At 73.8% G+C, this 25,361-nt stretch carries 21 protein-coding genes; 12 read left to right on the forward strand and 9 right to left on the reverse strand.

The window, feature by feature from the left end; all coding sequences use genetic code 11:
• Nucleotides 1-58: 58 nt before the first annotated feature.
• The 5 genes from ACZ6SQ_RS03830 to ACZ6SQ_RS03850 form a co-directional block, all read right to left on the reverse strand.
• Nucleotides 59-1,279 carry an MFS transporter gene (locus tag ACZ6SQ_RS03830; protein WP_469556443.1) on the reverse strand — a complete coding sequence of 407 codons (1,221 nt, stop codon included), beginning with the start codon at nucleotides 1,277-1,279 and terminating at the stop codon, nucleotides 59-61.
• Between the two features lie 23 nt (nucleotides 1,280-1,302).
• Nucleotides 1,303-2,784: a CitMHS family transporter gene (locus ACZ6SQ_RS03835; protein WP_469556446.1), complete on the reverse strand. Its 1,482-nt coding sequence runs from the start codon at nucleotides 2,782-2,784 to the stop codon at nucleotides 1,303-1,305.
• 121 nt (nucleotides 2,785-2,905) lie between these two features.
• Complete coding sequence (locus ACZ6SQ_RS03840; RefSeq protein WP_469556450.1) at nucleotides 2,906-5,137, reverse strand: molybdopterin-dependent oxidoreductase; 2,232 nt, start codon at nucleotides 5,135-5,137, stop codon at nucleotides 2,906-2,908.
• Nucleotides 5,138-5,225: 88 nt separating this feature from the next.
• Nucleotides 5,226-5,882: a TetR/AcrR family transcriptional regulator gene (locus ACZ6SQ_RS03845; RefSeq protein ID WP_469556452.1), complete on the reverse strand. Its 657-nt coding sequence runs from the start codon at nucleotides 5,880-5,882 to the stop codon at nucleotides 5,226-5,228.
• Nucleotides 5,883-5,946: 64 nt separating this feature from the next.
• Nucleotides 5,947-6,669, reverse strand: a complete 723-nt coding sequence (locus ACZ6SQ_RS03850; protein WP_469556454.1) for a hypothetical protein — start codon at nucleotides 6,667-6,669, stop codon at nucleotides 5,947-5,949.
• Nucleotides 6,670-6,898: 229 nt separating this feature from the next.
• On the opposite strand from ACZ6SQ_RS03850, the gene hmgA reads away from it, so the two are divergent.
• From hmgA to ACZ6SQ_RS03870, 4 genes are all read left to right on the forward strand, one after another.
• Nucleotides 6,899-8,254: a homogentisate 1,2-dioxygenase gene (gene hmgA, locus ACZ6SQ_RS03855; RefSeq protein WP_469556457.1), complete on the forward strand. Its 1,356-nt coding sequence runs from the start codon at nucleotides 6,899-6,901 to the stop codon at nucleotides 8,252-8,254.
• Between the two features lie 50 nt (nucleotides 8,255-8,304).
• Nucleotides 8,305-9,054, forward strand: a complete 750-nt coding sequence (locus tag ACZ6SQ_RS03860; RefSeq protein WP_469556459.1) for a GntR family transcriptional regulator — start codon at nucleotides 8,305-8,307, stop codon at nucleotides 9,052-9,054.
• Between the two features lie 92 nt (nucleotides 9,055-9,146).
• The gene (locus ACZ6SQ_RS03865; RefSeq protein ID WP_469556461.1) at nucleotides 9,147-10,298 is read left to right on the forward strand and encodes a type ISP restriction/modification enzyme; all 1,152 of its coding nucleotides are present in this window, start codon (nucleotides 9,147-9,149) and stop codon (nucleotides 10,296-10,298) included.
• Between the two features lie 79 nt (nucleotides 10,299-10,377).
• The gene (locus ACZ6SQ_RS03870; protein WP_469556463.1) at nucleotides 10,378-11,574 is read left to right on the forward strand and encodes a CaiB/BaiF CoA transferase family protein; all 1,197 of its coding nucleotides are present in this window, start codon (nucleotides 10,378-10,380) and stop codon (nucleotides 11,572-11,574) included.
• Nucleotides 11,575-11,610: 36 nt separating this feature from the next.
• Here ACZ6SQ_RS03870 and ACZ6SQ_RS03875 read toward each other — a convergent pair whose 3' ends face one another.
• From ACZ6SQ_RS03875 to ACZ6SQ_RS03885, 3 genes are all read right to left on the reverse strand, one after another.
• Complete coding sequence (locus tag ACZ6SQ_RS03875) at nucleotides 11,611-11,874, reverse strand: hypothetical protein (RefSeq protein ID WP_469556466.1); 264 nt, start codon at nucleotides 11,872-11,874, stop codon at nucleotides 11,611-11,613.
• Nucleotides 11,875-12,002: 128 nt separating this feature from the next.
• Nucleotides 12,003-12,818: an anti-sigma factor gene (locus ACZ6SQ_RS03880; protein WP_469556469.1), complete on the reverse strand. Its 816-nt coding sequence runs from the start codon at nucleotides 12,816-12,818 to the stop codon at nucleotides 12,003-12,005.
• Complete coding sequence (locus tag ACZ6SQ_RS03885; RefSeq protein ID WP_386377007.1) at nucleotides 12,815-13,420, reverse strand: sigma-70 family RNA polymerase sigma factor; 606 nt, start codon at nucleotides 13,418-13,420, stop codon at nucleotides 12,815-12,817. The genes ACZ6SQ_RS03880 and ACZ6SQ_RS03885 overlap by 4 nt, the downstream gene beginning before the upstream one ends.
• A gap of 166 nt (nucleotides 13,421-13,586) precedes the next feature.
• Between ACZ6SQ_RS03885 and ACZ6SQ_RS03890 the strand changes: the two genes are divergently transcribed.
• The 4 genes from ACZ6SQ_RS03890 to ACZ6SQ_RS03905 all read left to right on the forward strand — a co-directional run bounded on the left by ACZ6SQ_RS03890 (nucleotide 13,587) and on the right by ACZ6SQ_RS03905 (nucleotide 20,176).
• Complete coding sequence (locus ACZ6SQ_RS03890; protein ID WP_469556472.1) at nucleotides 13,587-15,122, forward strand: DUF4331 domain-containing protein; 1,536 nt, start codon at nucleotides 13,587-13,589, stop codon at nucleotides 15,120-15,122.
• Nucleotides 15,123-15,245: 123 nt separating this feature from the next.
• Nucleotides 15,246-16,661: a tetratricopeptide repeat protein gene (locus ACZ6SQ_RS03895; RefSeq protein ID WP_469556618.1), complete on the forward strand. Its 1,416-nt coding sequence runs from the start codon at nucleotides 15,246-15,248 to the stop codon at nucleotides 16,659-16,661.
• A gap of 134 nt (nucleotides 16,662-16,795) precedes the next feature.
• A complete protein-coding gene (locus ACZ6SQ_RS03900) occupies nucleotides 16,796-18,484 on the forward strand; it encodes a nickel transporter (protein ID WP_469556619.1) in 1,689 nt (562 codons plus the stop codon).
• A 75-nt stretch (nucleotides 18,485-18,559) separates the two neighbouring features.
• Nucleotides 18,560-20,176 carry a serine/threonine-protein kinase gene (locus ACZ6SQ_RS03905; protein WP_469556475.1) on the forward strand — a complete coding sequence of 539 codons (1,617 nt, stop codon included), beginning with the start codon at nucleotides 18,560-18,562 and terminating at the stop codon, nucleotides 20,174-20,176.
• 3 nt (nucleotides 20,177-20,179) lie between these two features.
• Here ACZ6SQ_RS03905 and ACZ6SQ_RS03910 read toward each other — a convergent pair whose 3' ends face one another.
• Complete coding sequence (locus tag ACZ6SQ_RS03910; RefSeq protein WP_469556478.1) at nucleotides 20,180-20,983, reverse strand: SGNH/GDSL hydrolase family protein; 804 nt, start codon at nucleotides 20,981-20,983, stop codon at nucleotides 20,180-20,182.
• A gap of 286 nt (nucleotides 20,984-21,269) precedes the next feature.
• Between ACZ6SQ_RS03910 and ACZ6SQ_RS03915 the strand changes: the two genes are divergently transcribed.
• The 4 genes from ACZ6SQ_RS03915 (at nucleotide 21,270) to ACZ6SQ_RS03930 (ending at nucleotide 25,157) form a co-directional block, all read left to right on the forward strand.
• Nucleotides 21,270-22,478, forward strand: a complete 1,209-nt coding sequence (locus tag ACZ6SQ_RS03915; RefSeq protein ID WP_469556481.1) for a S8 family peptidase — start codon at nucleotides 21,270-21,272, stop codon at nucleotides 22,476-22,478.
• Between the two features lie 249 nt (nucleotides 22,479-22,727).
• Nucleotides 22,728-23,171, forward strand: a complete 444-nt coding sequence (locus tag ACZ6SQ_RS03920) for a hypothetical protein (protein WP_469556484.1) — start codon at nucleotides 22,728-22,730, stop codon at nucleotides 23,169-23,171.
• A 122-nt stretch (nucleotides 23,172-23,293) separates the two neighbouring features.
• Nucleotides 23,294-24,388 (forward strand): DUF5925 domain-containing protein, encoded by a 1,095-nt coding sequence (locus ACZ6SQ_RS03925; protein ID WP_386377001.1) that lies wholly within the window; start codon nucleotides 23,294-23,296, stop codon nucleotides 24,386-24,388.
• 16 nt (nucleotides 24,389-24,404) lie between these two features.
• On the forward strand, nucleotides 24,405-25,157 hold the full coding sequence (locus ACZ6SQ_RS03930) for a DUF72 domain-containing protein (protein WP_469556489.1): 753 nt from the start codon (nucleotides 24,405-24,407) through the stop codon (nucleotides 25,155-25,157).
• The last annotated feature ends 204 nt before the right edge of the window (nucleotides 25,158-25,361 follow it).

A 25,361-nucleotide genomic window follows, 5' to 3' on the forward strand; every position in this document is an offset into this window, starting at 1 on the left:
GCGAGACGCCCCGCCCGAACCCCGGCGTCAACAGTGAGGCGCCCCGCCCGCCCCGGCGTCAGCGCCGGGCAACCCTGCGCGGCCCGGCCTTGGCACGGGGCGTCGCCACCGGCCCGGACGGGGCGCGCAGGGCCACACCCGAGGACAGCAGGAGCAGGGCGCTCAGCATCACGAAGGGCGCCGCCACGCCCGCGACCCCGGCGACCAGTCCGGCCGCGGCGGGTGCGGCGACCTGGCCGAGGCGGTTGCCGGTCAGGCGCAGGGCGAGGGCGGTGGAGCGGGCCCCCTCGGGGGCGGCCTGGACGACGGTGGTCATGGACAGCGGCTGGCCCACGCCGAGGCAGAAGCCCAGGGCGGCCAGCGTCACCGCCAGGGCCCACACCGGGACCGGCAGGGCGATGCCCGCGCAGAGGGCGGCGGCCGGCAGGCAGGTCACCGTGAGCAGCGCGGTGCGGCCGAGCAGCCGCAGCAGGGGCGTCAGGACCAGGCGGCAGGCGATCGTGGCGGCCGCGCGCAGGCTGAGGAGCAGGCCGATCACCGAGGGGGCGATGCCGCGGTGCTCGCCGACGACCGGGAGGTAGGCCGTGAGGATGTCGGTCGCGGAGAGGACGGAGAGGCTGATCAGCAGGCCGGCCGGGACGCCCCGGGCGCGCAGGATGCGGTGCACGGGGACGTGGTCGCCCGCCGCCGTACGGGACACGGGGGCGGTGTCGCGGTGCTCGACGCGCCACAGCGAGGTGAACGCGATCGCGGCGCCCGCGCCCGCCACGAGCAGGGCGAGCGCGCTGCCGCCCGCCATGTCGGGCCCGCCGACGAGCGCGCCGGCCGCGACCGGACCGATCAGCTGGCCCAGCGAGGCGCCGATGGTGAAGTGGCCGAAGTTGCGGTCCTGTTCGTGCGGGGCGGACTGGCGGGCCACCAGCGACTGGGCGCCGATCACGAAGGACAGATGGCCGAGGCCCGTCACCCCGCTCCAGACCGCCATCGTCCACAGCGAGCCGGCCAGGCCGCTGAGCGCGCAGCCGCCGGAGATCAGGACCACGCCGGCCGGCAGCAGCGGGGCGCAGCGGCCGTGGTCGGTACGGCGGCCCAGCGGGACGGCGGCGAACAGGGGCAGCAGGGCGTAGGCGCCCGCGATGACGCCGATCGCCGTCTCGTCGGCGCCCAGCCCGAGGGCCCGGTAGGAGACGGCGGGCCGGGCCATCGACACCGCCCCCTGCGCGAAGCCGAAGGCGATGACGAGTCGGAGCAGCCAGCCGCGGTTCCTGCCGGGCCTCATGTGCGGTTCCTCCCGGGAGGGCGTCAGACGATGTTGAACAGCGCGGCGGCGGCGAGGATCACCAGGCAGGTGGCGGCCGCCCACTTGACGACGAACCGGGTGTGGTCGCCGAACTCCACCTTGGCCATGCCGACCAGGACGTAGACCGCCGGGACGAGCGGGCTGGACATGTGCAGCGGCTGGCCGACCAGCGAGGCGCGGGCCATCTCCAACGGGGTGACGCCGTGCGCCGCGCCCGCCTCGGCGAGGACCGGCAGGACGCCGAAGTAGAAGCCGTCGTTGGACATGAAGTAGGTCAGCGGCAGGCTCAGCACGCCGGTGACCAGGGCCATGTGCGGGCCCATGCCCGCCGGGATGATGCCGACCAGCCACTCGGCCATGTGGTCGACCATGCCGGTGCCCTGGAGGACGCCGGTGAAGACGGCGGCGGCGAAGACCATGCCGGAGACGTTGAGGACGTTGTCGGCGTGGGCGGCAAGCCGGGCCCTCTGGTCGGGGATGCGGGGGAAGTTGACGGTGAGCGCGAGGGCGGCGCCGAGCAGGAACAGCACCGGGATCGGCAGCCACTCCATGATCATGGCGGTGAGCAGGGCGACCGTGAGCAGCGCGTTGAACCAGTAGAGCTTCGGGCGCAGCGTGGGGCGGTCCGGGTCGAGGCCCTGGAAGTCGTCGTCCTCCTCGGAGGTGTCGGAGGAGCCGGTGTCGGACCCCGAGGAGCCGGTGGCGGTCGCCGTGGAGCCTGTGGCGGACCCTGTGGAGCCGGTGGCGGTCACCGCGCCGCCGTTCGCGGAACCCACGGACCCCACGGCAGCGGCGGCCTTCGAGGCGCCGGCGCCGGAACCCACCAGCGCGGTCTCCTGCTCGGTGACGAGGGCCTCGTCCAGCGCCAGCGTGCCGAGGCGCTTGCGCTCGCGAAGACCGAGGACGTAGGAGAGGGCGATCACGAAGACCAGGCCGACGGCGAGCGCCGGGATCATGGGCACGAAGATGTCGCTGGCGTCGACCTTCAGCGCGGTGGCGGCGCGGGCCGTGGGGCCGCCCCAGGGCAGCGTGTTCATCACGCCGTTGGCCATCGCGGCGACACCGGTCATGACCACCAGGCTCATCTTCAGGCGCTTGTACAGCGGGTACATCGCCGAGACGGTGATCATGAAGGTGGTGGAGCCGTCGCCGTCCAGGGAGACGATCGCGGCGAGCAGGGCCGTGCCGACGACGATCCGCATCGGGTCGGCCTTGGCGAACTTGAGGATGGCCCGCACGATCGGGTCGAACAGGCCGACGTCGATCATCACACCGAAGTAGACGATCGCGAACATGAGCATCGCCGCGGTGGGCGCGAGACTGGAGACTCCGTCGATGACGTAGTCGCCCAACTCGGCGCCCTTGCCGACGAACACGCAGAACAGCGCGGGGATCAGCACGAGCGCCGCGATGGGCGACATCTTCTTCAGCATGATCAGGACCAGGAAGGTCGCGATCATGGCGAAGCCGAGGATGGTCAGCATGTGGATACCTAACGTTCACCCTTGAACATCCCACCAGGGCCGGCGGTGCGAGTGACGTTAGGTCGGCGTGTGAAGCGTTAACAAGACGTCGACGTGCGAGCAATAAGCGCGAAAGTCCAGGTCACAGCGTTGGTGTCAGTTCGACGGGGATGCCGTTGAGGACCGCGTTGCCGGACAGCGGGTCGAGCAGGGTGCCGTCGAGCAGCTGGTTCACATTGGCTCCCGGGTTCTTCGCGGCATGGCTGAGCCGGGTGCCGGGCCGGTCGTGGCCCCAGCCGTGCGGGAGGCTGACCACGCCCCGGCGTACGGCGTCGGTGACCTCCACGGGCACGGTCACCGCTCCCCCGGCGCCCTTCAGCGTCACGTCGCTCCCGTCGTGGACGCCGAACTGTTCGGCGTCCTCGGGGTTGAGGTGCAGGGTGCAGCGGTTGGAACCTCCGGTGAGGGCGGGCACGTTGTGCATCCAGCTGTTGTTGGAGCGCAGATGGCGGCGGCCGACCAGGAGCAGTCCGGCGGGGCGTTCGCCGATCGCCTCCCGCAGCCGGGGCAGATCGGCGGCGATCGGGGCGGGCAGCAGCTCGACCCTGCCGCTGGCGGTCTTCAGCGGCTGCGGCAGCCGCGGCCACAGCGGGCCGAGGTCGATGCCGTGCGGGTGGTCGAGCAGCCGGGCCAGGGTGAGGCCGTCCGGGCGGGTGCCGAAGCCGTCGCCGTAGGGGCCGAGGCGCAGCATCATGTCGAGGCGGCGCTCGGGGCCGGTGTCGCCGGTCAGGAGCGCGGCGAGTTCCTTCGGGTCGCGGCCGTGGACGGGCGAGTGTTCCTCGCGGACCGCTCGGCCGAGGGTCTGGTCGATCACCATGGCGTCGACGGCTGCCGGTTCGGCACCGTGCATCCCGGTCGCGGCGAGGGTGAGCCGGGCGAGGATCTCGGTCTCGGCCATGCGGCCGTCCTCCAGCGGGACGGCGGGCCGGGAGTAGCGGACCTGGTTGCGCACAGCGAGGGTGTTGAACGCGAAGTCGTGGTGCGGGCTCTGGGAGGGCGGGGGCGGCGGCAGTACGACGTCGGCGTGGCGGGAGGTCTCGTTGAGGTAGGGGTCGACGCTGACCATGAAGTCCAGGGAGCCCAGCGCCTTGTCGAGCCGGTCGCCGTCGGGTGCGGAGAGCACCGGGTTGGCGGCGACGCAGATCAGGGCGCGGACCGGCTCGCCCTCGGGTGTCGCGGTGTCGATCTCCTCGGCGAGCGCGGACAGCGGCAGCTCGCCCTTGGCCTCGGGGTGCCCGCTCACCCGGGAGTGCCAGCGGCCGAGCTGGAAGCCGTGCCCGGGTCCGGCGGGGCGGGGGGTGCGGTCGGTGGCGGCCTGCGGGAACAGGGCGCCGCCGGGGCGGTCGAGGTTGCCGGTGAGGATGTTGAGGACGTCCACGAGCCAGCTGGCGAGGGTGCCGTGGGCGACCGTGCAGCTGCCGATGCGGGCGTAGACGGCGGCGGTGGGGGCGGCGGCCAGTTCGCGGGCCAGGGCGCGGATCTCGTCGGCCTCGACGTCACAGGCCCCGGCGACCGCCTCGGGGGTGAAGTCCCGTACGGCGTCGCGGAGTTCGTCCAGGCCCTGAAGGTGCGGGGTCAGCCGGCCCGGGTCGGTGAGGTCCTCCTCGAACAGCACCTGGGTCATCGCCGCGAGCAGCAGGGCGTCCGTGCCGGGCCGTACGGCGAGGTGCCGGTCGGCCAGCTTCGCGGTGCGGGTGCGGCGCGGGTCGACGACGGTGAGGGTGCCGCCGCGGGCCTTGAGGGCCTTGAGCTTGCCGGGGAAGTCGGGGGCGGTGCACAGACTGCCGTTGGACTCCAGGGGGTTGGCGCCGATCAGCAGCAGATGGTCGGTGTGGTCGAGGTCGGGCACCGGGATGGCGTTGGCGTCCCCGAACAGCAGGCCGCTGGAGACGTGCTTGGGCATCTGGTCGACGGTGGAGGCGGTGAACAGGCTGTGGGTGCCGAGGGCGGCGAGCAGGACGGGCGGGTAGAGGGCGCCGGCCATGGTGTGCACGTTGGGGTTGCCGAGCACGATGCCGACGGCGTGCGGGCCGTGCGCCTCGACGACGGTGCGCAGTCCTGCCGCGACCGCGTCGAAGGCCTCCTCCCAGGTGGCCTCGCGCAGCTCGCCGTCCCGGCGGACCAGGGGGGCGCGCAGCCGGTCGGGGTCGCCGTCGACGGCTCCGAAGGAGGCGCCCTTGGGGCAGATGAAGCCTTGGCTGAAGACGTCCTCGCGGTCACCGCGGGCCCCGGTGACCCGGGTTCCGTCGATCGTGAGGGTCAGCCCGCAGGTGGCCTCGCACAGAGGGCAGATTCGCAGGGCGGTGCGGGACACGGGTCCTCCCGGATGGGCTCGCGGCAGCGATGACGCCTGGACTCCGACCGAGCATACCGACCGGTAGGCATGTTGGGGAGGGTCGTGCTCAGCCCAGCACCCGGGCCAGGTACGCGTAGAGCAGCTCCCGCATCTCCGCGATGATCTGCTCGTCCCCCTCGGGGTCGACCCGGAAGGCCAGGTGCACAAGGGTGTCGGCGGTCTCCGTGGCGATCAGGAGGCCGCGCCGCATGGCCTCGTCCGGCTCGCGGGAGAGATACGCGGCGAGCATCTCGGTGAGGCGGTCGGCGACGCGGTGGTTGGGTTCGGCGTCCCGGGAGCCGACGGGTATCTGATTGCCGAAGTCGACCAGCGAGAAGCCGGGCGCGGTGCGTTTCATGGCCAGGTACTCATCGAGCACGGCGTCGGTGGCCGCGCGCCAGCCGCCGCCCTCGCCACCGGTCCCACCGGTCCCGCCGCTCCCAGCCGCCTCGATGTCCGCGAGGCGTTCGCGGACGCGCGCGGTGAAGCGTTCCAGGTTGCGCTGGGCGAGGGCGTCGGCCATCGCCCGCTTGTTGCCGAAGAAGCGGTAGACGGAGCCGATGGGCACCCCGGCGCGCAGCGCCACCGCGCGGGTGCTCAGGGCGTCGTAGCCGACCTCGTCGAGGAGGTCGGCGCAGGCGTCCAGGATCCTGGTCAGCCGTTCGGCGCTGCGCCGCTGCACGGGGGCACGGCGGAGCGGGGTCGCGTGGGGCACGGGTTTCATGATGCCCTTCCGCCGGTATCGGGTGAACCACGCCCCTGGGTACGGAGGGCGACGGGCGGTCTGCTCAACGGTGCGGTCGCGCCGAAGCGGAAGCCGGGGCCCCGGTGGACGGGGCGGAGGGCGCCGACCGGGAGGGCGGGAGCGCCGGCCGCGAGGCGGACGGCACGGGCCGCGGGGCGGGCGCGCCGGTGGACGGGGCGGGAGCGCCGGTGGCCATGGACCGCGAAGGCTCCACCGTCCTCTCCGCGGAGGACCCCGCACCCGAGTTCTCGGCCTCCGAGCTCTCCTCCCCCGACGCCGTGATGTCCGCCGTGGTCTCCACCGGCTCCCCGTTCACGGCCCACACCGTGCCGTCGTCCGCGTACAGCCGCGCGGTGACCTGGTGGGTGCCGCGCGGGACGAGCAGGGCGGACAGCCGGTGGCCGGGGGCGCGCAGTTCGGCGACGGGCCGGCCGTCGAGGTAGAGCCGGGCGAAGCCGCGGCCGGGCGCCGCCTCGGCGGGAGCGCCGGGCGGCGAGAAGCGGAAGCCGCGCAGGGCCAGCCGTACGTCCCAGCCGGCGCCGTCGGGGTCGGGCTGGACCTCGATGCCGACGCCGGGGGCGCCCTCCTCGTCCACCTCGCGATACGGCCGCCCCTGGTCGTCGCGGTCGTCGAGGACCTGGCCGACGGGCGCGGCCGAGGCGCCGTTCTCGCCCTTCCCGGGCTCGCCGCTCCGGCAGCCCGCGGATCCGGTCAGCAGCAGGACACAGACCGCGAGCGCGGCAAGGGATTTCCGTGTCCACGACATGACGGCGAGCGTAGAACACCCGTCCGACACCGCGAATCCCCCTGGAGTCTGGTCCTCGTCATCCCTGGAGAGGACGGGCCGGGCCTCCCTCCGGAGGAGGACCGCCCGGGTCCCGCCCGATCACCCCGGCCCCCTTGCGCCCAGCCCGGAGCGAATCCTACGGTGATACATAGGAATCAGGACCGAGGCGTCGTGGCGCCATGAACTCGGACGGCAGGGAGCAGCGAGCATGAGCGATGGGGGCACCGCCCGCGCGAGCGGGTTCGAGCGCGAGGCAGCGCGGAAGACCGCCGAGGGGCTGACGGGCTCGTACCTCTCCGGCTTCGGCAACGAGCACAGCTCCGAGGCCATGCCGGGCGCCCTGCCCGAGGGCCGCAACTCGCCCCAGCGCGCCCCGCTCGGTCTGTACGCGGAGCAGCTGAGCGGTTCGGCGTTCACCGAGCCCAGGGCGCACAACCTGCGGTCGTGGCTGTACCGGATCCGTCCGTCGGCGGGGCACCCGGCGTTCACCCGCACCGACAACGGGGCGCTGAGCACGGGCCCCTTCACGCAGGAGGTCCCGGACCCCAACCGGCTGCGCTGGAACCCGCTGCCCAAGCCCGCGGAGGGCACCGACTTCCTGGCGGGCCTGTGGACGCTCGGCGGCAACGGCGACGCGACGCAGCGCGCGGGCATGGCCGTGCACCTCTACCACGCCAACGCCTCCATGGACCGGGTGTTCAGCGACGCCGACGGCGAGCTGCTGATCGTCCCGGAGCGCGGCGGGCTGCTGCTGCGCACGGAGTTCGGCCTGCTGCACGCGGAGCCGGGCCATGTCGCCCTGATCCCGCGCGGGGTCCGCTTCCGGGTGGAGCTGCTCGACGAGAGCGCCCGGGGGTACGTCTGCGAGAACTACGGCGCGCCCTTCCGTCTGCCCGACCTCGGCCCGATCGGCGCCAACGGCCTCGCCAACGCACGGGACTTCAAGGCTCCCGTCGCCGCGTACGAGGACGTGGAGGGCCCGGTGGAGGTGGTCAACAAGTTCTGCGGCAACCTCTGGACGGCGACCTACGACCACTCCCCGCTGGACGTCGTCGCCTGGCACGGCAACTACGTGCCGTACGTCTACGACCTGCGCCGTTTCAATGTGATCGGCTCGATCTCCTACGACCACCCGGACCCGTCGATCTTCACGGTGCTGACCTCGCCGTCCGACACCCCGGGGCTCGCGGGCGTCGACTTCGTGGTGTTCGCGCCGCGCTGGCTGGTGGGCGAGGACACGTTCCGGCCGCCGTACTTCCACCGCAATGTGATGAGCGAGTACATGGGCCTGATCGAGGGTGCCTACGACGCCAAGGCAGAGGGCTTCGTGCCGGGTGGGGGCTCGCTGCACAACATGATGTCGGCGCACGGTCCGGACCGGGAGACGTTCGACCGGGCGAGCGCGGCCGAGCTGAAGCCCCAGAAGATCGACGACGGGCTGGCGTTCATGTTCGAGACCCGCTGGCCCGTGACGCTCACCCCGCACGCGGCCGGTGCCGACCACCTCCAGCAGCGCTACGACGACGTCTGGCAGGGCCTGGAGCGGCACTTCCGCGCGCTGTAGCGCGGTCGGCCTGTTGCACTGAAGATTCCCGAAAGGGTACGGATGGCCCCGTGACCTCCTTCGCCCCGGACTCGATCGTCCTCAACCGCAAGCTGCCGCTCTGGTACCAGGTGTCGCAGTCGCTGCGCGCCTCGATACTGGGCCGCTCGCCGCGGGACCCGCTGCGGCTGCCCACCGAGGAGCAGCTGGCGGGGCACTACGGCGTGAGCGTGCTGACCATGCGGCAGGCGCTGAAGGAGCTGGAGGACGAGGGGCTGATCTCCCGGCACCGCCGGCGTGGGACGTTCATCGAGCCGGGGGTCAAGCGGGGCGCTCCGGTACAGCTGCTGGGCTCGGTCGACGCGATCGTGGCCCAGCAGTCCGGGATGACGACGACACTGCTGGACGAGGGCCGGGCCGCCCCGCCGACCGAACTCGCCGGGTACTTCCCGGACCTGGCGGAGGTGGCCACCTACCACCGGCTGCGCGCCGACGAGAAGACGGGCGAGCCGACCAACCACGCGCGCAACTACGTCCGTCCCGAGCTGGCCGACCTGATCGACCCGGCCGACCTGGTGCGCTGGCCGATGACCAAGGTCCTCAGGGACGTGGTGGGGGCGGACATCAGCCGCATCACCGACACCGTCGAGGCCCGGCTCGCGGACCCGGAGACGGCCCGGCTGCTCGACGTGCCGCTGCTCAGCCCGATCCTGCACTACACGGGCGTCACCTACGACACGGCCGGGCGGCCGCTGGACGTGGTGGTCATCCACTACCGCGGCGACCGCTTCTCCTTCACGGTGACCCTGGACGCGACCTGACCCGGCCGCCGCCGGGCGTCCGCCGGGGCCGGACCCGACGGGGTGGACGGGAGTCCGCCGGGGAGCCCCCGGCGTTGCCGGGCCGTCGTACCATGCCGGGCGTGACGAACGACGACGCTCCGCTGCTCGCGGACCTCATGCCGTGGTCCGTCGCAGCCCCGCGGCTGGGCCGTTCCTGGCCGGTGGCCCCGGACCCGGCCGCTCTGACGGCCCGCTGGGCGGCCCTGGTGAAGGCCGAAGGGCCGGACCGCGAGGCCCTGTTCGCCCCGACGCGCTCGCGCGGACTGCACACCGCCGTGGGCCAGCTGCCGGGCCGGGCCGGCGGCACGGAGCGGCTGGTCCGCGCCTCGGGCCCGTGCCCGGAGCCCGTACGTGTGCTGCACGCCCCCTTCGACGAGCAGTGGCTGATCCCCGACCACCGGCTGATCGACGCGGCCCGCCCCGAGCTGTGGCGGGTGGCGGACGAGCACCAGGTCTTCGTGGTCGAGACGTCCGACACCCCGGGCCTCCCGCTGCTCGCCACCTCCCTGTTCCCCCTGCCCCGCCGGGGCCGTGTCCGGCCGCTCTACCGCCGCCCCGGCGGCGCGGAACCCAATCTCGCCCCCGGGCTCACCGGCCATCTCTCCGCCCGCCTGGGCCTCGAGGTCACGGCCGGGGACATCCTGGCCTGGATCATGGCGGCCACCCGCCCCGACCTCACGGTGCCGCTCACCGAGGACGCCGGTGCCTGGGAGCGGGGCGTACAGCGGGGCCACCGCCTGCTCTGGCTCATGCGCCGCGACGGCGAGCGCCCCAAACTCCCCGGCGGCCGCCGCCCCTATGTCCGCGCGCCCCTGCCGGCCCGCCCGCTCACGCTCCTGTACGACCGCGAGGAGGAGGTCCTCCACCTGGACGAGGGCCGCGTCTCCCCGGTCCCGCCGCAGGCCTGGGACTTCGAGGTGGAGGGCACCCGGGTGCTGGAGGCATGGTTCACAGCGCGCACGGCGGACGCCCCCGCGGGCACCCTGGACGCCCTCCGCCCCGTCGGCTGGCCCCAGGCCCGGACGTCGGAGCTGCTGGAGCTGATCACCGTACTGGCGCTGCTGGCCGAACTCGTCCCCGTGCCGGCCGCGTCGAGGACCTCGGTCACCGCCGGGGACCTGCACACGGCGGGGGTGCTGCCGCCGCCTCCCTCGTCGCGCCGGCCCGCATCGGTCCTGGATCATGCGGAGGAGGGCCCGGAGGGTCAGTTCACCCTGATCTGAGCCGCCGTGCGCCGCCTCACACGGGCGGAACGCCGGCCGCCACTGACACGGCGGCCGGTCACGGGTGATGATCCACCCCATGGACCGACTCCCCCTGCCCCTGGAGGGCATCACCGTCGTCGCCGTCGAGCAGGCCGTCGCGGCCCCCTTCGCCACCCGTCAGCTCGCCGACCTCGGCGCGCGGGTGATCAAGGTGGAGCGGGTCGACGGCGGCGACTTCGCCCGCGGCTACGACACGGCGGCCCAGGGGCTCGCCTCGCACTTCGTGTGGTGCAACCGCGGCAAGGAGTCGGTCGCGCTGGACCTCAAGGACCCGCGCGGGCTGGACGTCGTACGGCGGCTGGTCGGCGAGGCGGACGTGTTCGTGCAGAACCTCGCCCGGGGCGCGGCGGCCCGGCTCGGCCTGGACGCGGCGACGCTGTGCGCGGCGCACCCGCGGCTGGTCGCGGTGGACATCTCGGGCTACGGGCCGTCGGGGCCGTACGCGGACAAGCGGGCCTACGACATGCTCGTGCAGTGCGAGGCGGGGCTGGTGTCGGTGACGGGGACGCCCGGGCAGCCGGTGAAGGCGGGCATCCCGGCGGCCGACATCGCGGCGGCGATGTACGCCTTCTCCGGGGTGCTGGCGGCGCTGGTGCGGCGCGGGACGACCGGCCGGGGCGGGCCGGTGGAGGTCTCCATGCTGGACGCGCTCACGGAGTGGATGGGACATCCGCTGCATCACACGATGCACGGCGGCTCCGCCCCGGCGCGCACCGGACTCGGACACGCCGTGATCGCCCCCTACGACGCGTACGGCACGGCCGACGGCGGGCGGGTGCTGCTGTCGGTGCAGAACGACCGGGAGTGGCGGCGGCTGGTCGAACAGGTCGTGGGAGAGCCGGAGTTGGGCACGGACCCGGAGTTCGCGACGAACGCGGCGCGGGTGACGAACCGCGAGCGCACGGACGCCGCCGTGGCGAAGGCGCTGGGGGTGCTGGACACCGACGAGGCGATGGCCCGGCTGGAGGGCGCGGGCATCGCCTGCGCACGGCTGAGGGACGTGGCGGAGGTGGCGGCGCATCCGCAGCTGGCGGCGCGCGAGCGGTGGCGGGAGGTGGGGTCGCCGGCCGGGCCGCTGCGCGCGCTGCTGCCGCCGATCACGCTGCCGGGTGGGGGCGAGGCGCGAATGGGCGATGTGCCCGCGCTCGGGCAGCACACCGAGGCGGTGCTGCGCGCCGCGGGGATGACGGACGGCGAGATCGCGGCGCTGCGCAGGGACGGTGTGGCCGCCTGAGCGCGGGCCCCGGGGGCTGCCCCGGGGTGGGACGGCTCAGTGACCGCCGAAGAGCGTGCGGCGCAGGCGGCGCAGCGGTGCGAACAGTGAGACGCGGCTCATCCGCGCGCGGCTGCCCCGGTGGCGCTCGGGCTCACGGGCGGTCAGCTCACGCATCAGCAAGGTCGCCTCGGCCGCCTTCTGCTGCGGCACGGCGGGACCGCCGAGCACCGAGAGATGGCGGTCGAGGCGCGAACTGGTCGCGCTGCTCCCGCAGGTGATGGCAGGGACCCTCGCCCTGCGCACAGTTATCTGTTCCATGTCACTCCCCACCCGTACGAGTCCACCCGGCCCACGGGCAGGGTAACCCTATCGCCCCGTCGGGGCACTCGTGTATCGCGGTCACAGGATTCACCTTCCCCGTAAGGGTGTTGACGACTCCTCGGCCGTCACTCTCCGAATCCGAGCGATTCCAGGGCGAGTTGGACAACCGGCTGTGAAGTGGGCTGCGTTGAGCCGCCGTCGGGCTCGACGGTTACGGCGAGTGACGTGGAGGACAGGTCGAGACCGGCCGCGACCAGGGGCGTGTCGCCCTCGAACAGGCCCAGGGAGCGGGGCCGCGCATCGGGGCGCATGACCCACAGCTGGTGTACGCGGTCGCCCGAAGGTTCGCCGTATCCGCTCAGGGTCACCACCGCGCGCCCCTCCGATGCGGAGGCGATCGCTCCGATACTTCGGCCCCCGTCGTCCCGCGAGGCGGCCGTCCGCACGTCGGGAGCGGCGAGAACGTGGGCGATCTCACGTGCCCGGTCCCGCTCGGCGTCCAGTCGCTTCTGCGTGTCGTTCGCCTGTACGGCGAACAACGCGGCGACGACGAGCGCCGCGGCGGCCGTGACGGTGGCGAACGGCATCAGCAGGGGGCGCGGCCGGGGCGCACGGATGCGTCCCGGCGGCGGTTCCGTGCCCCAGACATGGGCGGGCAGCCGCCCGGCACGCTCCGGAGCGGCGGCGACCGGCTCCTGCGCGGTGGTGGCCACGGCGGCCAGGACCCGGTCGCGCAGGGCGGCGGGCGGCGCGGCCGCGGTGGACCAGGCGAGCCGCACGGCGTCCTCCGACAGGGCCCGCACCTCCCCGGCGCAGCGCTCACAGCCCGCCAGATGCCGTTCGAAGCGGCGGCGTTCGTCCGCGTCGAGGGCGTCCAGCGCGTAGGGGGCGGCCAGCGAGTGCAGGTCGGTCCGGCCCAGCAGACGGTCGATCAGGCTCATGCCGCACCTCCCAGGCACTCGCGCAGCCGGGTCAGGCCGTCGCGCATACGTGTCTTCACCGTGCCCAGCGGCAGTTTCAGGCGCTCGGCGACCTCGCGGTAGGTGTAGCCGTCGTAGTAGGCGAGCGTCACCGACTGGCGTTGCAGCGCGGTCAGCCGGTCCAGGCAGCGGCGCACCCACTCGCGCTCCAGGCCGGCCTCCACCTCCTCCGCGACCTGGTCGAAGGCGGGCCCGCCGGAGCGCAGGGCCTCGCGCTGCTCGCGCTCCCCGGCCGCGCGGGCGCTGCGCACCCGGTCGACGGCACGGCGATGGGCGAGGGTGAGCACCCAGGCCAGCGCGGAACCGCGTCCCGGGTCGAACCGGGCGGCGGAGCGCCAGAGTTCGAGCAGCACCTCCTGCGCCACCTCCTCCGTCTGCGCCGGGTCCCGCACGACCCGCCGGACCAGACCGAACACCGGTCCGGACACCACTTGGTACAGCTGCTCGAACGCCCGCTGATCGCCCCTGGCGACGCGCAGCAGCAGCTCGTCCGCCGCCTGTTCCCGCACGCCTTCCCCCTCTCGCCGGCCGCACCGGCCGCCCTGTCCCGTCACACCAGGCATTCGCACCGAACGCACCTCCGGATGGTGTTACGGATCAGGGTGGCGAAAACGCGGGCCCGGGACCGGGAAAACAAGATTTCCAAGATTTTTCCGGACGGACCAATCCGCCCCGCGCACCGTTCCGAATCTCCCGACGTCAGGCAACTCGGCACTGAGGACGGACGGCATGACACCTATCTCCAGGAGCGGATCGGGACGCAAGGGCGTCGCGAGCCTCATATGCGGCGCGCTGGCCGCCGGTGGGCTCGCGGCCGCCGGTGCGACCGCGCTGGAACCGCGGACGGCCTCCGCCTCCAGCCACCGGGAGGCCCCGCTGATCTCGGGGCAGCCGCAGTACGACAACACCGACGTGTACGCGTTCGTGAGCCCGGACAAGCCGGACACGACCACCATCGTCGCCAACTGGATCCCGTTCGAGGAGCCCGCCGGCGGACCGAACTTCTTCCCGTTCGCCGAGGACGCCCAGTACGACATCCACATCGACAGCGACGGCGACGCGCAGGGCGACCTGCTCTACCGCTTCACGTTCAAGACGCACGTCAAGAACAAGCGGACCTTCCTCTACAACACCGGTGCCGTCGAGAGCCTCGACGACCCGGACCTCAACATCACGCAGACCTACGACGTCGAACTGCTGCGGCTGAAGCACCAGAAGCTGAGCTCGCGCACGAAGATCGCCGACGATGTGCCGGTCGCCCCGTCCAACGTCGGCAAGGCGTCCATGCCGGACTACGCCAAGCTGCGGTCGCAGGCCGTGCACAAGCTGGCGGGCGGCTCGACGGCGTTCGCCGGACAGGCCGACGACCCGTTCTTCCTGGACCTCAGGGTCTTCGACCTGCTGTACGGCGGGAACCTCTCCGAGGTCGGCAACGACACGCTCAAGGGCTACAACGTCAACTCCATCGCCCTCCAGGTCCCGAACCACATGATCCGGCAGTCGGAGCACCAGCCGGTGGTGGGCATCTGGTCGACCACCCAGCGCAAGAACGCCCAGGGCTACTTCACCCAGGTCTCGCGCCTCGGCAGCCCGCTGGTCAACGAGGTCGTCAACCCGATCGGCGACAAGGACAAGTTCAACGCCAGCGCGCCCTGGGACGACGCGAAGTTCCTGAAGAACGTCACCAACCCCGAACTGCCCAAGCTCATCGAGGCGATCTACAAGATCAAGGCCCCGGCCGAGCCGCGCAACGACCTCGTCGACGTGTTCCTCAAGGGCGTCAAGGGCCTCAACCAGCCCCCGCACGTGCGTCCTTCGGAGATGCTGCGCCTCAACACCTCGATCGCGCCCGCCAAGAGCCCCAAGCGGCTCGGCGTGCTCGACGGCGACAACGCGGGCTTCCCGAACGGCCGCCGGCTCACCGACGACGTGATCGACGCCTCGCTCCAGGTGGTCGAGGGCGAACTGCTCGGCGCGAAGAACGACCTGGGCGACGCGGTCGACAAGAACGACAAGGCCTTCGAGAAGAAGTTCCCGTACGTCGCGCTGCCCACCGAGGGCTCGCGCGGGCCGCTGGCGAAGGGGACCACCTCGGGTACGGACGTGCGCAGCCAGCTCGGCGACGCGCTCCAGCCGGTCGGGACCGACGGCGGCATGGACGACACCGCGCTGATCGCGGGCTCCGCCGGTGCCGGTGCCCTCGGCATCCTGCTGATCGGCGGAGGCCTGATGTGGTGGCGTCGCATGCGGGGACGGGCGTACTGAGCGCCCCGGGGAGCGGGGCCGTATACAGGGCCGCCGACTCGCGCGGCCCGACGGGCGGGTACCACGCCCGCCCCGGCCCCCTCACCCGCAGACCCAAGGACCGGCGCGGCCCGCACACCTCCCATCCCCCACGGCGCGGGCCGCGCCTCCCCGACGAGCACGCACCCGACCCAGGAGAGGGCGATGACCCCGGGAACGCACGACACTGAGGCCGCCGCGCCGTCGAAGCGGCGGCGGGCCGCGCGGGCGGCCGTGCCCGCCCTGCTGCTGGCCGTGGCCCTCACCGCGGGATCCGTCGCCCTGGGGAACGCCGGCGGACGGCAGGAGGCCGCCGCCACGGCCGCCCCCTGGGCGGGGCGCGCGGACGCGGCGAGCGTCACCACCCTCCAGGCCCATCTGCGCACCCAGCCGCGGGATTTCAGCGGCTGGTCGGCCCTCGCCCTCGCCTACGTCGAGCAGGCCAGGACCGACGGGGACCCCTCGCGCTACCCGGAGGCCGAGGCGGCGCTGAAGCGTTCGCTGGACCTCAGGCCCGGCAACGACCAGGCCCTGGCCGGCCGGGCCGCGCTCGCCGCGGCGCGGCACGACTTCACCGGCGCCCTCGCGGACGCCGACCGGGCGCTGAAGGAGAACCCGTACAGCGAACGGGCGCTGTGCACCCGGGTCGACGCGCTCGTCGAGCTCGGCCGTTACGACGAGGCCGCGCGGGCCGCCGCCACGGCCGACGACCGGCGGCCCGGTATCCCGGTGTTCACCCGGTACGCGTACGTGCGGGAGCTGCGCGGTGACGTGGCCGACGCCCGCCGGGTGCTGGAGCAGGCCCTGGCCGGGGCGACGGCCCCCGGCGACATCGCCTACGTCTCCGCCCAGCTCGGCCAGCTCGCCTGGAACGAGGGCGAGTACGCGGTCGCCCTGCGCCACTACGGGCGTGCCCTGGCCGCGGACGAGAACTACCTCCCGGCGCTGGAGGGCCGCGCCCGCGCCCAGGCGGCGAGCGGACAGCGGGCCGTCGCGATCGAGGGTCTGGAGCGGGTGGTGGCACGGGCCCCGCTGCCCGGACCGCTGGTGGCGCTGGGCGAGCTGTACGAGGCGCGCGGCGGGCCGGGCGACCGGGTCAGGGCCCGCGACCAGTACGCCCTCGTGGACGCCTGGACGGCGCTGGCCCGCGCGGGCGGTGTCGACGTGGACCTCGACACCGCGCTCGCCGCCGCCGACCACGGCGACCGGGCCGCCGCCCTGCGCGCCGCCCGCGCCGAGTGGTCCCGCCGCCGGACCGTCCACACCGCCGACGCCCTCGCCTGGGCGCTGCACGTCAACGGCCGTGACGCGGAGGCCCTCCCGTACGCCCGGCGCGCCACGGCGACCGGCTACCGCAACGCCGCGTTCCACTTCCACCGGGGCGTCGTCGAACTGGCCGCGGGCCAGGAGCGGGCGGCCCGGACCCATCTGGAGAAGGCCCTCGCGCTCAACCCCGGCTTCTCCCCGCTGGGCGCCCGGCAGGCCCGGGCGGCACTGAAGACCCTGGAGGCCGCGAAGTGACCACGTCCCCCGCGCCCGCCGACGCCGCGGACCGCCCGACGGCCCGGTCGCACGGGTCCGCCCCCGGCCGCGCGACGGTCCGCCGCCGCGGGCTCGTCACCGCGGGCGTCCTGCTCGCGGCCGTCGGCGCGCTGGTGCTGGCCCCCGCCGGGGCCGCGAGCGCGCATCCGCTCGGGAACTTCACCGTGAATCGCTACGACGGCCTGGTCGCGGCCCCCGGTGAGCTCCGCGTCGACCATGTCGAGGACCTCGCCGAGATCCCCGCCACCCAGGCGGGCCCCCAGATCAAGAGGTCCGGCCTCGCCGCGTGGGCGCGGGTGCGGTGCGCGACGGCCGCGCGGGACAGTGAGGTCGAGGTGGCGGGCCGCACGGTCGCGCTGTCCGTGACCTCGAGCCGGGCGCGGACGCTGCCCGGCCAGGCCGGACTGGACACCCTGCGTCTGGAGTGCCGGCTCTCCGCGCCGCTGCCGGAGGGCGAGGACGTCACGGTCGGCTTCCGCGCGGCGGGGGCCTCGTCCGGGCCGGGCTGGCGGGAGGTGACCGCGCGGGGCGACCGGACGACCCTCACGGAGTCGGACGTGCCGCGCGACTCCGTCTCGGGCGAACTCACCGAGTACCCGGAGGAGTTGCTGTCCTCACCGGCCGACACCTCGACCGCGTCCCTGTCGGTGCGGCCGGGTGGCCCGGCCCTGGCGGAGGAGAACGGGGACGCCCCGGCCTCCTCGATCCTGCCGCGCGGGGCCGACCGGTTCACCCGGGCCCTGGACTCCCTGGTCGCCCGGCAGGACCTCACCCTCGGCTTCGCGGCGCTGGCGCTGCTGATCGCCGTGGCCCTGGGGGCGATGCACGCCCTGGCGCCGGGACACGGCAAGACGCTGATGGCCGCGACGGCGGCGGCCCGCGGCGGCCGCGCCCGGCCGCGCGACGTGCTGCCCCTGGCCGCCTCGGTGACCGTCACCCACACGCTCGGCGTGGTCGCCCTCGGCCTGCTGGTCACGGCCGGTTCCGCGGCCGCGCCCTCGGTGATCTCCTGGCTGGGCATCGCGAGCGGGGCGCTGGTGACGGGGGCCGGGCTGGCCCTCGTCCGCAGGGCGTGGCGCGGCGGGCACGGAGACGGGCACGGCCACTCGCACGGCCACACCCATCCGCATCCGGACCCGGACCCTGGCCCGGGCCCAGATCCGCACCCGCACCCGCATCCCGAGGTCCCCGCCCGGCGGCTGGCCCTCGTCGGGGCACCCGGTCACGGTCACAGCCATGACCACGGCGACGGCCACGGCCACGGCCACGGCCACGGTCACGGTCACGGTCACGACGAGCACGCGCATCACCACCACCTCGCCGAGCAGCCCGCCTCGCACACGTACGCCCACCCGCACACCGGCCCCACGCACACCCACGCGACCACGGATCACACAGGTCACACGCACACGCACACCCACACCCACAACGGCCTCACCCACACCCACTCCATCGCCCCCACCCTGCGCGGCACCCTTCTCCTGGGCTTCGCGGGCGGCCTGGTGCCCAGCCCGTCCGCGGTGGTCGTGCTGGTCGGGGCGGCGGCGATGGGGCACGCCTGGTTCGGACTGCTGCTGGTGGTCGCCTACGGCGCGGGGCTCGCGCTGACGCTCACCGCGGCCGGGTTCGCCGTCGTACGGCTCGGCGGGCGGGCCGTACAGGCCCTGGAGCGGCGGCCGCGCTGGTCGGCGCACCCGCTGGTGGCCCGGGCGCGCCGCGCGCTGCCGCTGGTCTCGGCGATGGTCGTACTGGTGCTCGGGGCGGCTTTGCTGTTCAAGGGGGCGGCATCCGCGATCGGCTGAGCTACTTTTGGGGAGAAATCAGACGGGACCACATCGGACGGGACATGACTCCCGCGGCGTCGATTGGGGGTGCCCGTGTCGGAGTCACCGGGCAATGAGCGTGTGATCGCGGGCCGCTACCGGCTCCTGTCCCCCCTCGGCGAGGGCGGGATGGGGACGGTGTGGCGGGCCCGGGACGAGATCCTCATGCGCGAGGTCGCCGTCAAGGAGGTCCGCGCGCCCGCCGGGCTGCCGGCCTCCGACGTGGAGCGGCTGTACGCGCGGCTGGAGCGCGAGGCGTGGGCGGCCGCGCGGGTGGCGAACCGCAATGTGGTGACGGTGTACGACGTGGCCACCGAGGACGGCCGGCCGTGGATCGTGATGGAACTGGTCCGGGGCATCTCGCTCGCCGAACTGCTGGAGGCCGAGGGCCCGTTGGACCCGCGCCGGGCGGCGCTGATCGGTGCCGAGGTGCTGTCCGCGCTGCACGCGGCCCATGAGGCGGGGGTGCTGCACCGGGACGTGAAGCCGGGCAACGTGCTGATGGCGAACGACGGCCGGGTGGTGCTGACCGACTTCGGGATCGCCACGGTCGAGGGCAGCTCGGCGCTGACCATGACCGGGGAGGTGGTGGGCTCGCCGGAGTTCCTGGCGCCGGAGCGGGCGCTGGGCCGCACCCCGGGACCGGCCTCCGACCTGTGGTCCCTGGGGGTGCTGCTGTACGCGGCGGTCGAGGGGATCTCGCCGTTCCGTCATGACACACCGCTGAGCACCCTGCGCGCGATCGTCGACGAGGAGCTGCCGCCGCCGCGCCGCGCCGGGGCGCTCGGCCCGGTCATCGCCGGGCTGCTGCGCAAGGACCCCGCCGAGCGGACGTCGGCCGAGCAGGCCGAGCGCGACCTGCGGCTGGTGGCGGCGGGCGGTACCCCGCGCTCCGATGCCGCCTGGTCCGCCTCGACCGCCCCGACGATCGTGGGGCCGCCGCCGGCCGGGCCGACCACGCCCGTGCGTCCGCTGCGCGAGGCGGCCACCCCCGTGCCCCCGCCCGGCGGCACGGCCACGACGCGGACCGGGCCGCCGCCGCGCAACCGGCGCGCCGCCACGGCCCTGGTCGCCGGGAGCGTGGTGCTGGCCCTGGCCGTCGCCGGGCTGACCTACGCCCTGCTCAACCGGGACGGCGGTGGCGGGGACCCCGGCGGCGGGAGCACACAGAGCCGCACGGGCCCGGCGGTGTCGCCCAGCGCGAGCGAGAAGCCGTCGGACACCCCCGAGCCGACGCCGACGCCGAGCGCGACGAGCGCGTCGCCGTCGAGCACTCCGCCCCCGCAGTCGGTCCAGGTGAGCGTGGCGGGCACCCGGACGGACTACACGGGAACCTGTCCGCCGCCGCAGGCCGAGGCGCCCTCGTTCACGGCGACGTTCACGGTGGGCCGGCTCCCGGCGCAGGTCGGCTACCGGTGGGTGACGCGCGGCGGGGACGTGATGGCGGGCGGCTGGAAGACGCTGTCGCTGCCCGAGGGCGGCCCGCACACCGGGCAGGACACGGTGATCGTGACGACGTACGCGAACAGCGGAACGTACTCCGACGAGCTGGGTGTCGAGGTGCGTGACCCGGTCCGGGCGACGTCGAACTATGTGGCGTTCTCCGTCACCTGTGAGACGGAGGAGACCCCGACGGGCGAGGCCTCCCCCAGTGCTTCGCCGACCGAGTGAGACTCAGGCGGCGTTCCGCATGACCGGCAGGTAGCCGCCCGACTGGCCGGAGGCCGTCGGGTGGTAGGACTCGCCGATGTTGAGCCAGTTGACACTGTGCAGCCAGGCACTGCCGGAGCAGATCTCGTGCCCGGTGAAGGTGCCGCGCACATCGCCGAAGACGAAGCCGTGGGCGGCGGCGCGTTGCGCGATGGCGCTGTTCAGGTGGTCGGAGGCGGCGTTGATGGCGGACCGCTTGGCCTCCGACAGGCCGAGGCAGCTGGTGCCGAGCTTGTAGAAGCGGGGGTAGCCGATGACGACGACCCGTGCAGAGGGGGCACGGGTGCGGATCGCCGAGTAGACCCCGTCGAGCTTGCCGGGCAGTGTCGAGTCGACGTAGGCCCGGGCGGTGTTGATGCGGGACAGACAGGTGCTGTCGGACGAGAGCACACAGGTCGTCATGACGTCGGCGAAGCCCGCGTCGTTGCCGCCGATGCTGATGGAGACCAGACCGGTGCCGGAGTTGAGCGAGCCCAGCTGCCCGGCCAGAACATCATCCGTTCGGGCGCCCGAGCAGGCGTTGAAGGCGAACGACGAGGGTGAGTTGGCGGCCGCCCACAGGTAGGGGTACGCCTTCGTGCTGCGCTTGCAGTCGCCGCTGGAGCCGATGTAGCTGCCGGCCCCGACACCCGAGGAGTACGAGTCGCCGAGTGCCACGTAGGACACCGCGGCGGACTCGGCGGCCTGTGCCGTGGCGGCCCCGGTGAGGGCGGTGCCGATGGCGAGGAGGAGTGAACTTACGTATACGACAAGTCCGTAACGTCTCATGGAACCTCCGTTTAGCAGGATCTCTGCCATAACTGTGGTAGCAGCTACGCGTGTTGACTGGAAGTGTCCATGCCAAAAATCAAAGAGCTCTCGGGTCTCCCTGGAGCGCTTCCTGTGTGTTCGCCGTGCGTTCGATTACGCGTTCATGACAGGTTTGTTGACACCCCCTCAACTCCCTTGTCCGGCATGGACCGCGCGGCAAGGCTTTGACCGCGCCACCACACGCACACCCCCACAGACACGCGCCCCACCGGACGCGTGCCGCCTAGAGGAGGACCACCTCGTAATGGCACACCTGCGGAGAAACAAGATCCGGCTCGCCGCGATCACCGGTCTGGCGACCGCCGCCCTCGTCGGCGGGCCGACCGCCCTCCCCGCCCAGGCCGCCCCGGCCGAGGGCCGGGTCCTGGCCGCGAACTCTCCCACCGCGGTCAAGGACAGCTACCTCGTCACGCTGAAGCGGGGCGCGGGCTTCAAGGCGTCCTCGACCATCGGCAAGGGCCTCATCAAGGCCTACGGCGGCACGGTGCGCAGGACGTACGGCGCCGCGCTGAACGGTTACGCCGCCACGCTCTCCGCCGCCGAGGCGCGGCGGCTCGCGGCCAACCCGTCGGTGGCCGCGGTCGAGCAGGACCAGGTCGTGACGGCCTCCGACGTCACCCAGAGCAACGCCCCGTGGGGTCTGGACCGCATCGACCAGACCTCCCTGCCGCTCTCCGGCACCTACACCTACCCCGACTCCGCCGGCAGCGGAGTGACGGCGTATGTGATCGACACCGGCGTGCGCATCACCCACGCCCAGATCAGCGGCCGGGCCTCCTACGGCTACGACGCCGTCGACGGCGACACCACCGCCTCCGACGGCAACGGCCACGGCACCCATGTGGCCACCACGATCGCGGGCTCCACGTACGGCGTCGCCAAGAAGGCGCGGATCGTCGCCGTCCGGGTGCTGAACAACAGCGGCTCGGGCACCACCGCGGGCGTCGTGGCGGGCATCGACTGGGTGACCGCGAACCACAGCGGCCCCTCCGTCGCCAACCTCTCCCTGGGCGGCGGCGCGTCCACCACGCTCGACACGGCCGTGCGCAACTCCATCGCGGGCGGCGTGACCTTCGCGGTCGCCGCGGGCAACAGCAACGCCAACGCCTCCTCGTACTCCCCCGCCCGCGTCACCCAGGCCCTCACGGTCGGCGCCACGACCAGCACGGACGCCCGGGCGAGCTACTCCAACTACGGCTCGGTCCTGGACCTGTTCGCGCCCGGCTCGTCCATCACGGCCGGCTGGCACACCTCCGACACCGCCACCAACACCATCTCCGGCACCTCGATGGCGACCCCGCACGTCGCGGGCGCGGCGGCCGTGTACCTCGCGAACCACACCTCGGCCACCCCGGCCCAGGTCGCCACGGCGCTGACCTCGGGCGCCACCACCGGCAAGGTCACCAGCCCCGGCAGCGGCTCGCCCAACCGCCTGCTGAAGCTGATCCCCTGACGCCGTGAAGCCCGGCGGCCGCGCGGCCGCCGGGCCGACGGGACTCGTCGGGTGACACCGGCGAGCCCCCTGTGACCGGCGTGTTCCCCGGGGTACCCCACTGCTTCCGGGGAGCACGCCCGCGCCGGCCGGACCGCCCCCGGCCCCCGGCGAGAACAACTGTTCCGAGGCCCCTCCCCGTCTTGACGCTCGCCGGCGGCTGCGCGACATTGAAGCCCGGCATCCGGCGCTTCGGGGGGAAACGTCGCTATGCAGACCATGGGCGCCAAAGGCGCGAAAGGCGACAGGCCGGTCCCGGCGGACGACGCCGAGCGGGCGGGACCCGGAGCGGCGCGGGACCTGCTCACCCTGCTCGCCGGCACCGCGACGGCCGCCGTGTGCGCGGGTGCGCTGCTCGCGCTGAGCGGCTCCGACTCGCCGGTACGCGGCCCGTTCACCCTGTTCTTCCTGCTCGGGGCACCGGCCGCGGCCTTCTCCGTGGTCCTGCGCGGACCGGACCCCCTGGGGCGCGCCATCGCCGCGCTGGGCGGGGCGATCGTCGTCGACATGCTGGTGGTCCACGGCATGCTGGCCCTGGACCTGTGGTCGGTGCGCGGCGGCATCGTCGTCGTGGCCGCGGTCAGCGCGCTCACTCTCCTGCTGGTCCCGGTGCGGCGCCTGCGTGAGCGCGCCGCACGACGGCGGGACAGCTGACCGGACGTCCGTACGCCCTTCGTCCGGCTCGCTCCCGAAGCCCCGTCGCGGGCGGCGGCGTCGGCGGGACCACCCGGTGGAAACCGGGTGCACACCGGGCACTTGTGACGGATCATGGCCCCATGTCAGCTCACCCGCAGGACGCCCTGCCGATCCGGCTCAACGTCGACGACTCGGACTCGCCCTCCGATGTCGTCGACGCGCTGTTCCTCGGCCGTTTCGCGACGGGCGAGCAGCCGTACGCGCACGCGGCGAACATCGACCGCGTACGGTCCGGCGCGACCCTGCTCCCCCAGGGCGCCAAGGTGCTGCGCGTGGCCCGCGACGAGGACCGCAGCGCGACCCTCGCCGAGGGCGACGGCTGGACGCTGCTGGTCTCCCGCTGGAACCGGGGCGCCGATGTGACGGTCACCGCGACCACCGCCGAACTGGCCGCCGAGGTGCTGGGAAAGGCCACGGACGGCGCGGAGGACGAGCCCGAACCGCAGCCGGAGAACGTGACGATGGGGTTCTGGTACGTCTCCCCCCGGCGCGGCCCGCACCGCACCACCCGCCAGATCTCGGCGGGCACCTGGGAGGAGGTGCGGCCCAACTACACCGCGCCGGTGGCGGACGCGATGGACCGGCTGATGAAGACGACCCCGGAGGACATCGCGGGCCGGCTGCTGCTCCTGCACGGCCCGCCGGGCACCGGCAAGACGTCCGCGCTGCGCACCCTCGCCCGTTCCTGGCGGGACTGGTGCCAGGTGGACTGCGTCCTGGACCCGGAGCGGCTGTTCGGCGACGTCGGCTATCTGATGGACATCGCGATCGGCGAGGACGACTCCACGGGCAAGGGCCGCTGGCGGCTGCTGCTCCTGGAGGACTGCGACGAACTGATCCGCGGCGAGGCCAAGCACACCGCGGGCCAGGCCCTCTCCCGGCTGCTGAACCTCACCGACGGCCTGCTCGGCCAGGGGCGCAACGTCCTGGTCGCGGTCACCACCAACGAGGACCTGGAACGCCTGCACCCCGCCGTCGTACGGCCCGGCCGCTGTCTGGCCCGGATCGAGGTCGGCCGCCTCACCCGCGAGGAGGCGGTGGGCTGGCTGGGCACCGAGGAGGGCGTCGGCCGCGAGGGCGCCACCCTGGCCGAGCTGTACGCGCTGCGCCGCGGCACGTCCCCGACCGCCCTGCCGGAACCGCGCGCGGACGCGGACGCGGGGCTGTACCTCTGAGTGCTTTGATGGAGGCATGACCCTGTACGTCGGCACGTCGGGGTGGCAGTACCGGGACTGGCGCGGTGTCCTGTACCCGCCCGGCGTGCCCGTACGGCTCTGGCTGGAGGAGTACGCGGCCCGCTTCGCCACGGTCGAGATCAACAACGCCTTCTACCGGCTGCCGACACGGGAGAACTTCGAGGCCTGGCGGGAGCGGCTGCCCGGCGACTTCGTGGTCGCGGTGAAGGCGAGCCGCTACCTCACCCACATCAAGCGGCTGAGGACCCCCGAGGAGCCGGTCGGCCGGCTGCTGAGCCACGCGGCAGGCCTCGGTGACCGCCTCGGGCCGGTGCTGCTCCAGCTCCCGCCGAACCTGCGCGCCGACCCCGGTCTGCTGGACGCGTGCCTCGCCTGCTTCCCGCCGGACGTCCGGGTCGCCGTCGAGCCGCGGCACGACTCCTGGTGGACGTCCGGGGTCCGGGAGGTACTGGAGGCCCGGCGGGCCGCCCTGTGCTGGGCCGACGTCCGCGCCCGCCCGGCCGCCCCGCTGTGGCGGACCGCGGACTGGGGGTACGTCCGCTTCCACGAGGGCCGCGCGAAGGCCTGGCCGCGCTACGGCGAGCGGTCGCTGAGGACGTGGGCCGAGCGGATCGCGCGGACCTGGTCACCGGCCGCGGACGTGTTCGCGTACTTCAACAACGACGTGAACGGGGCGGCGGTGCAGGACGCGGGGGCCTTCGCGGCCACGGCCCGGCGCGCACGGCTCGCTCCGACGCGCACGCCCTGAACGGCCGCGGGACGACTGCCGTTCACCCGGCATCTGCCGCAGGCGCGGCCGAGGACGCCCGTGTGCCGCCGCCCGCGCGGCCAGGGGCCCGGGGGGGGGGGGGGGGGGGGGGGGGGGGGGGGGGGTGGAAGGGGGGGGGGGGGGGGGGGGGGGCGGCGCAGTACCGCAGCGGCGGGCAGTCGCAGTACGTACCGCGCACGGTGC

It is taken from the genome of Streptomyces sp. NPDC048600, from assembly GCF_055587025.1.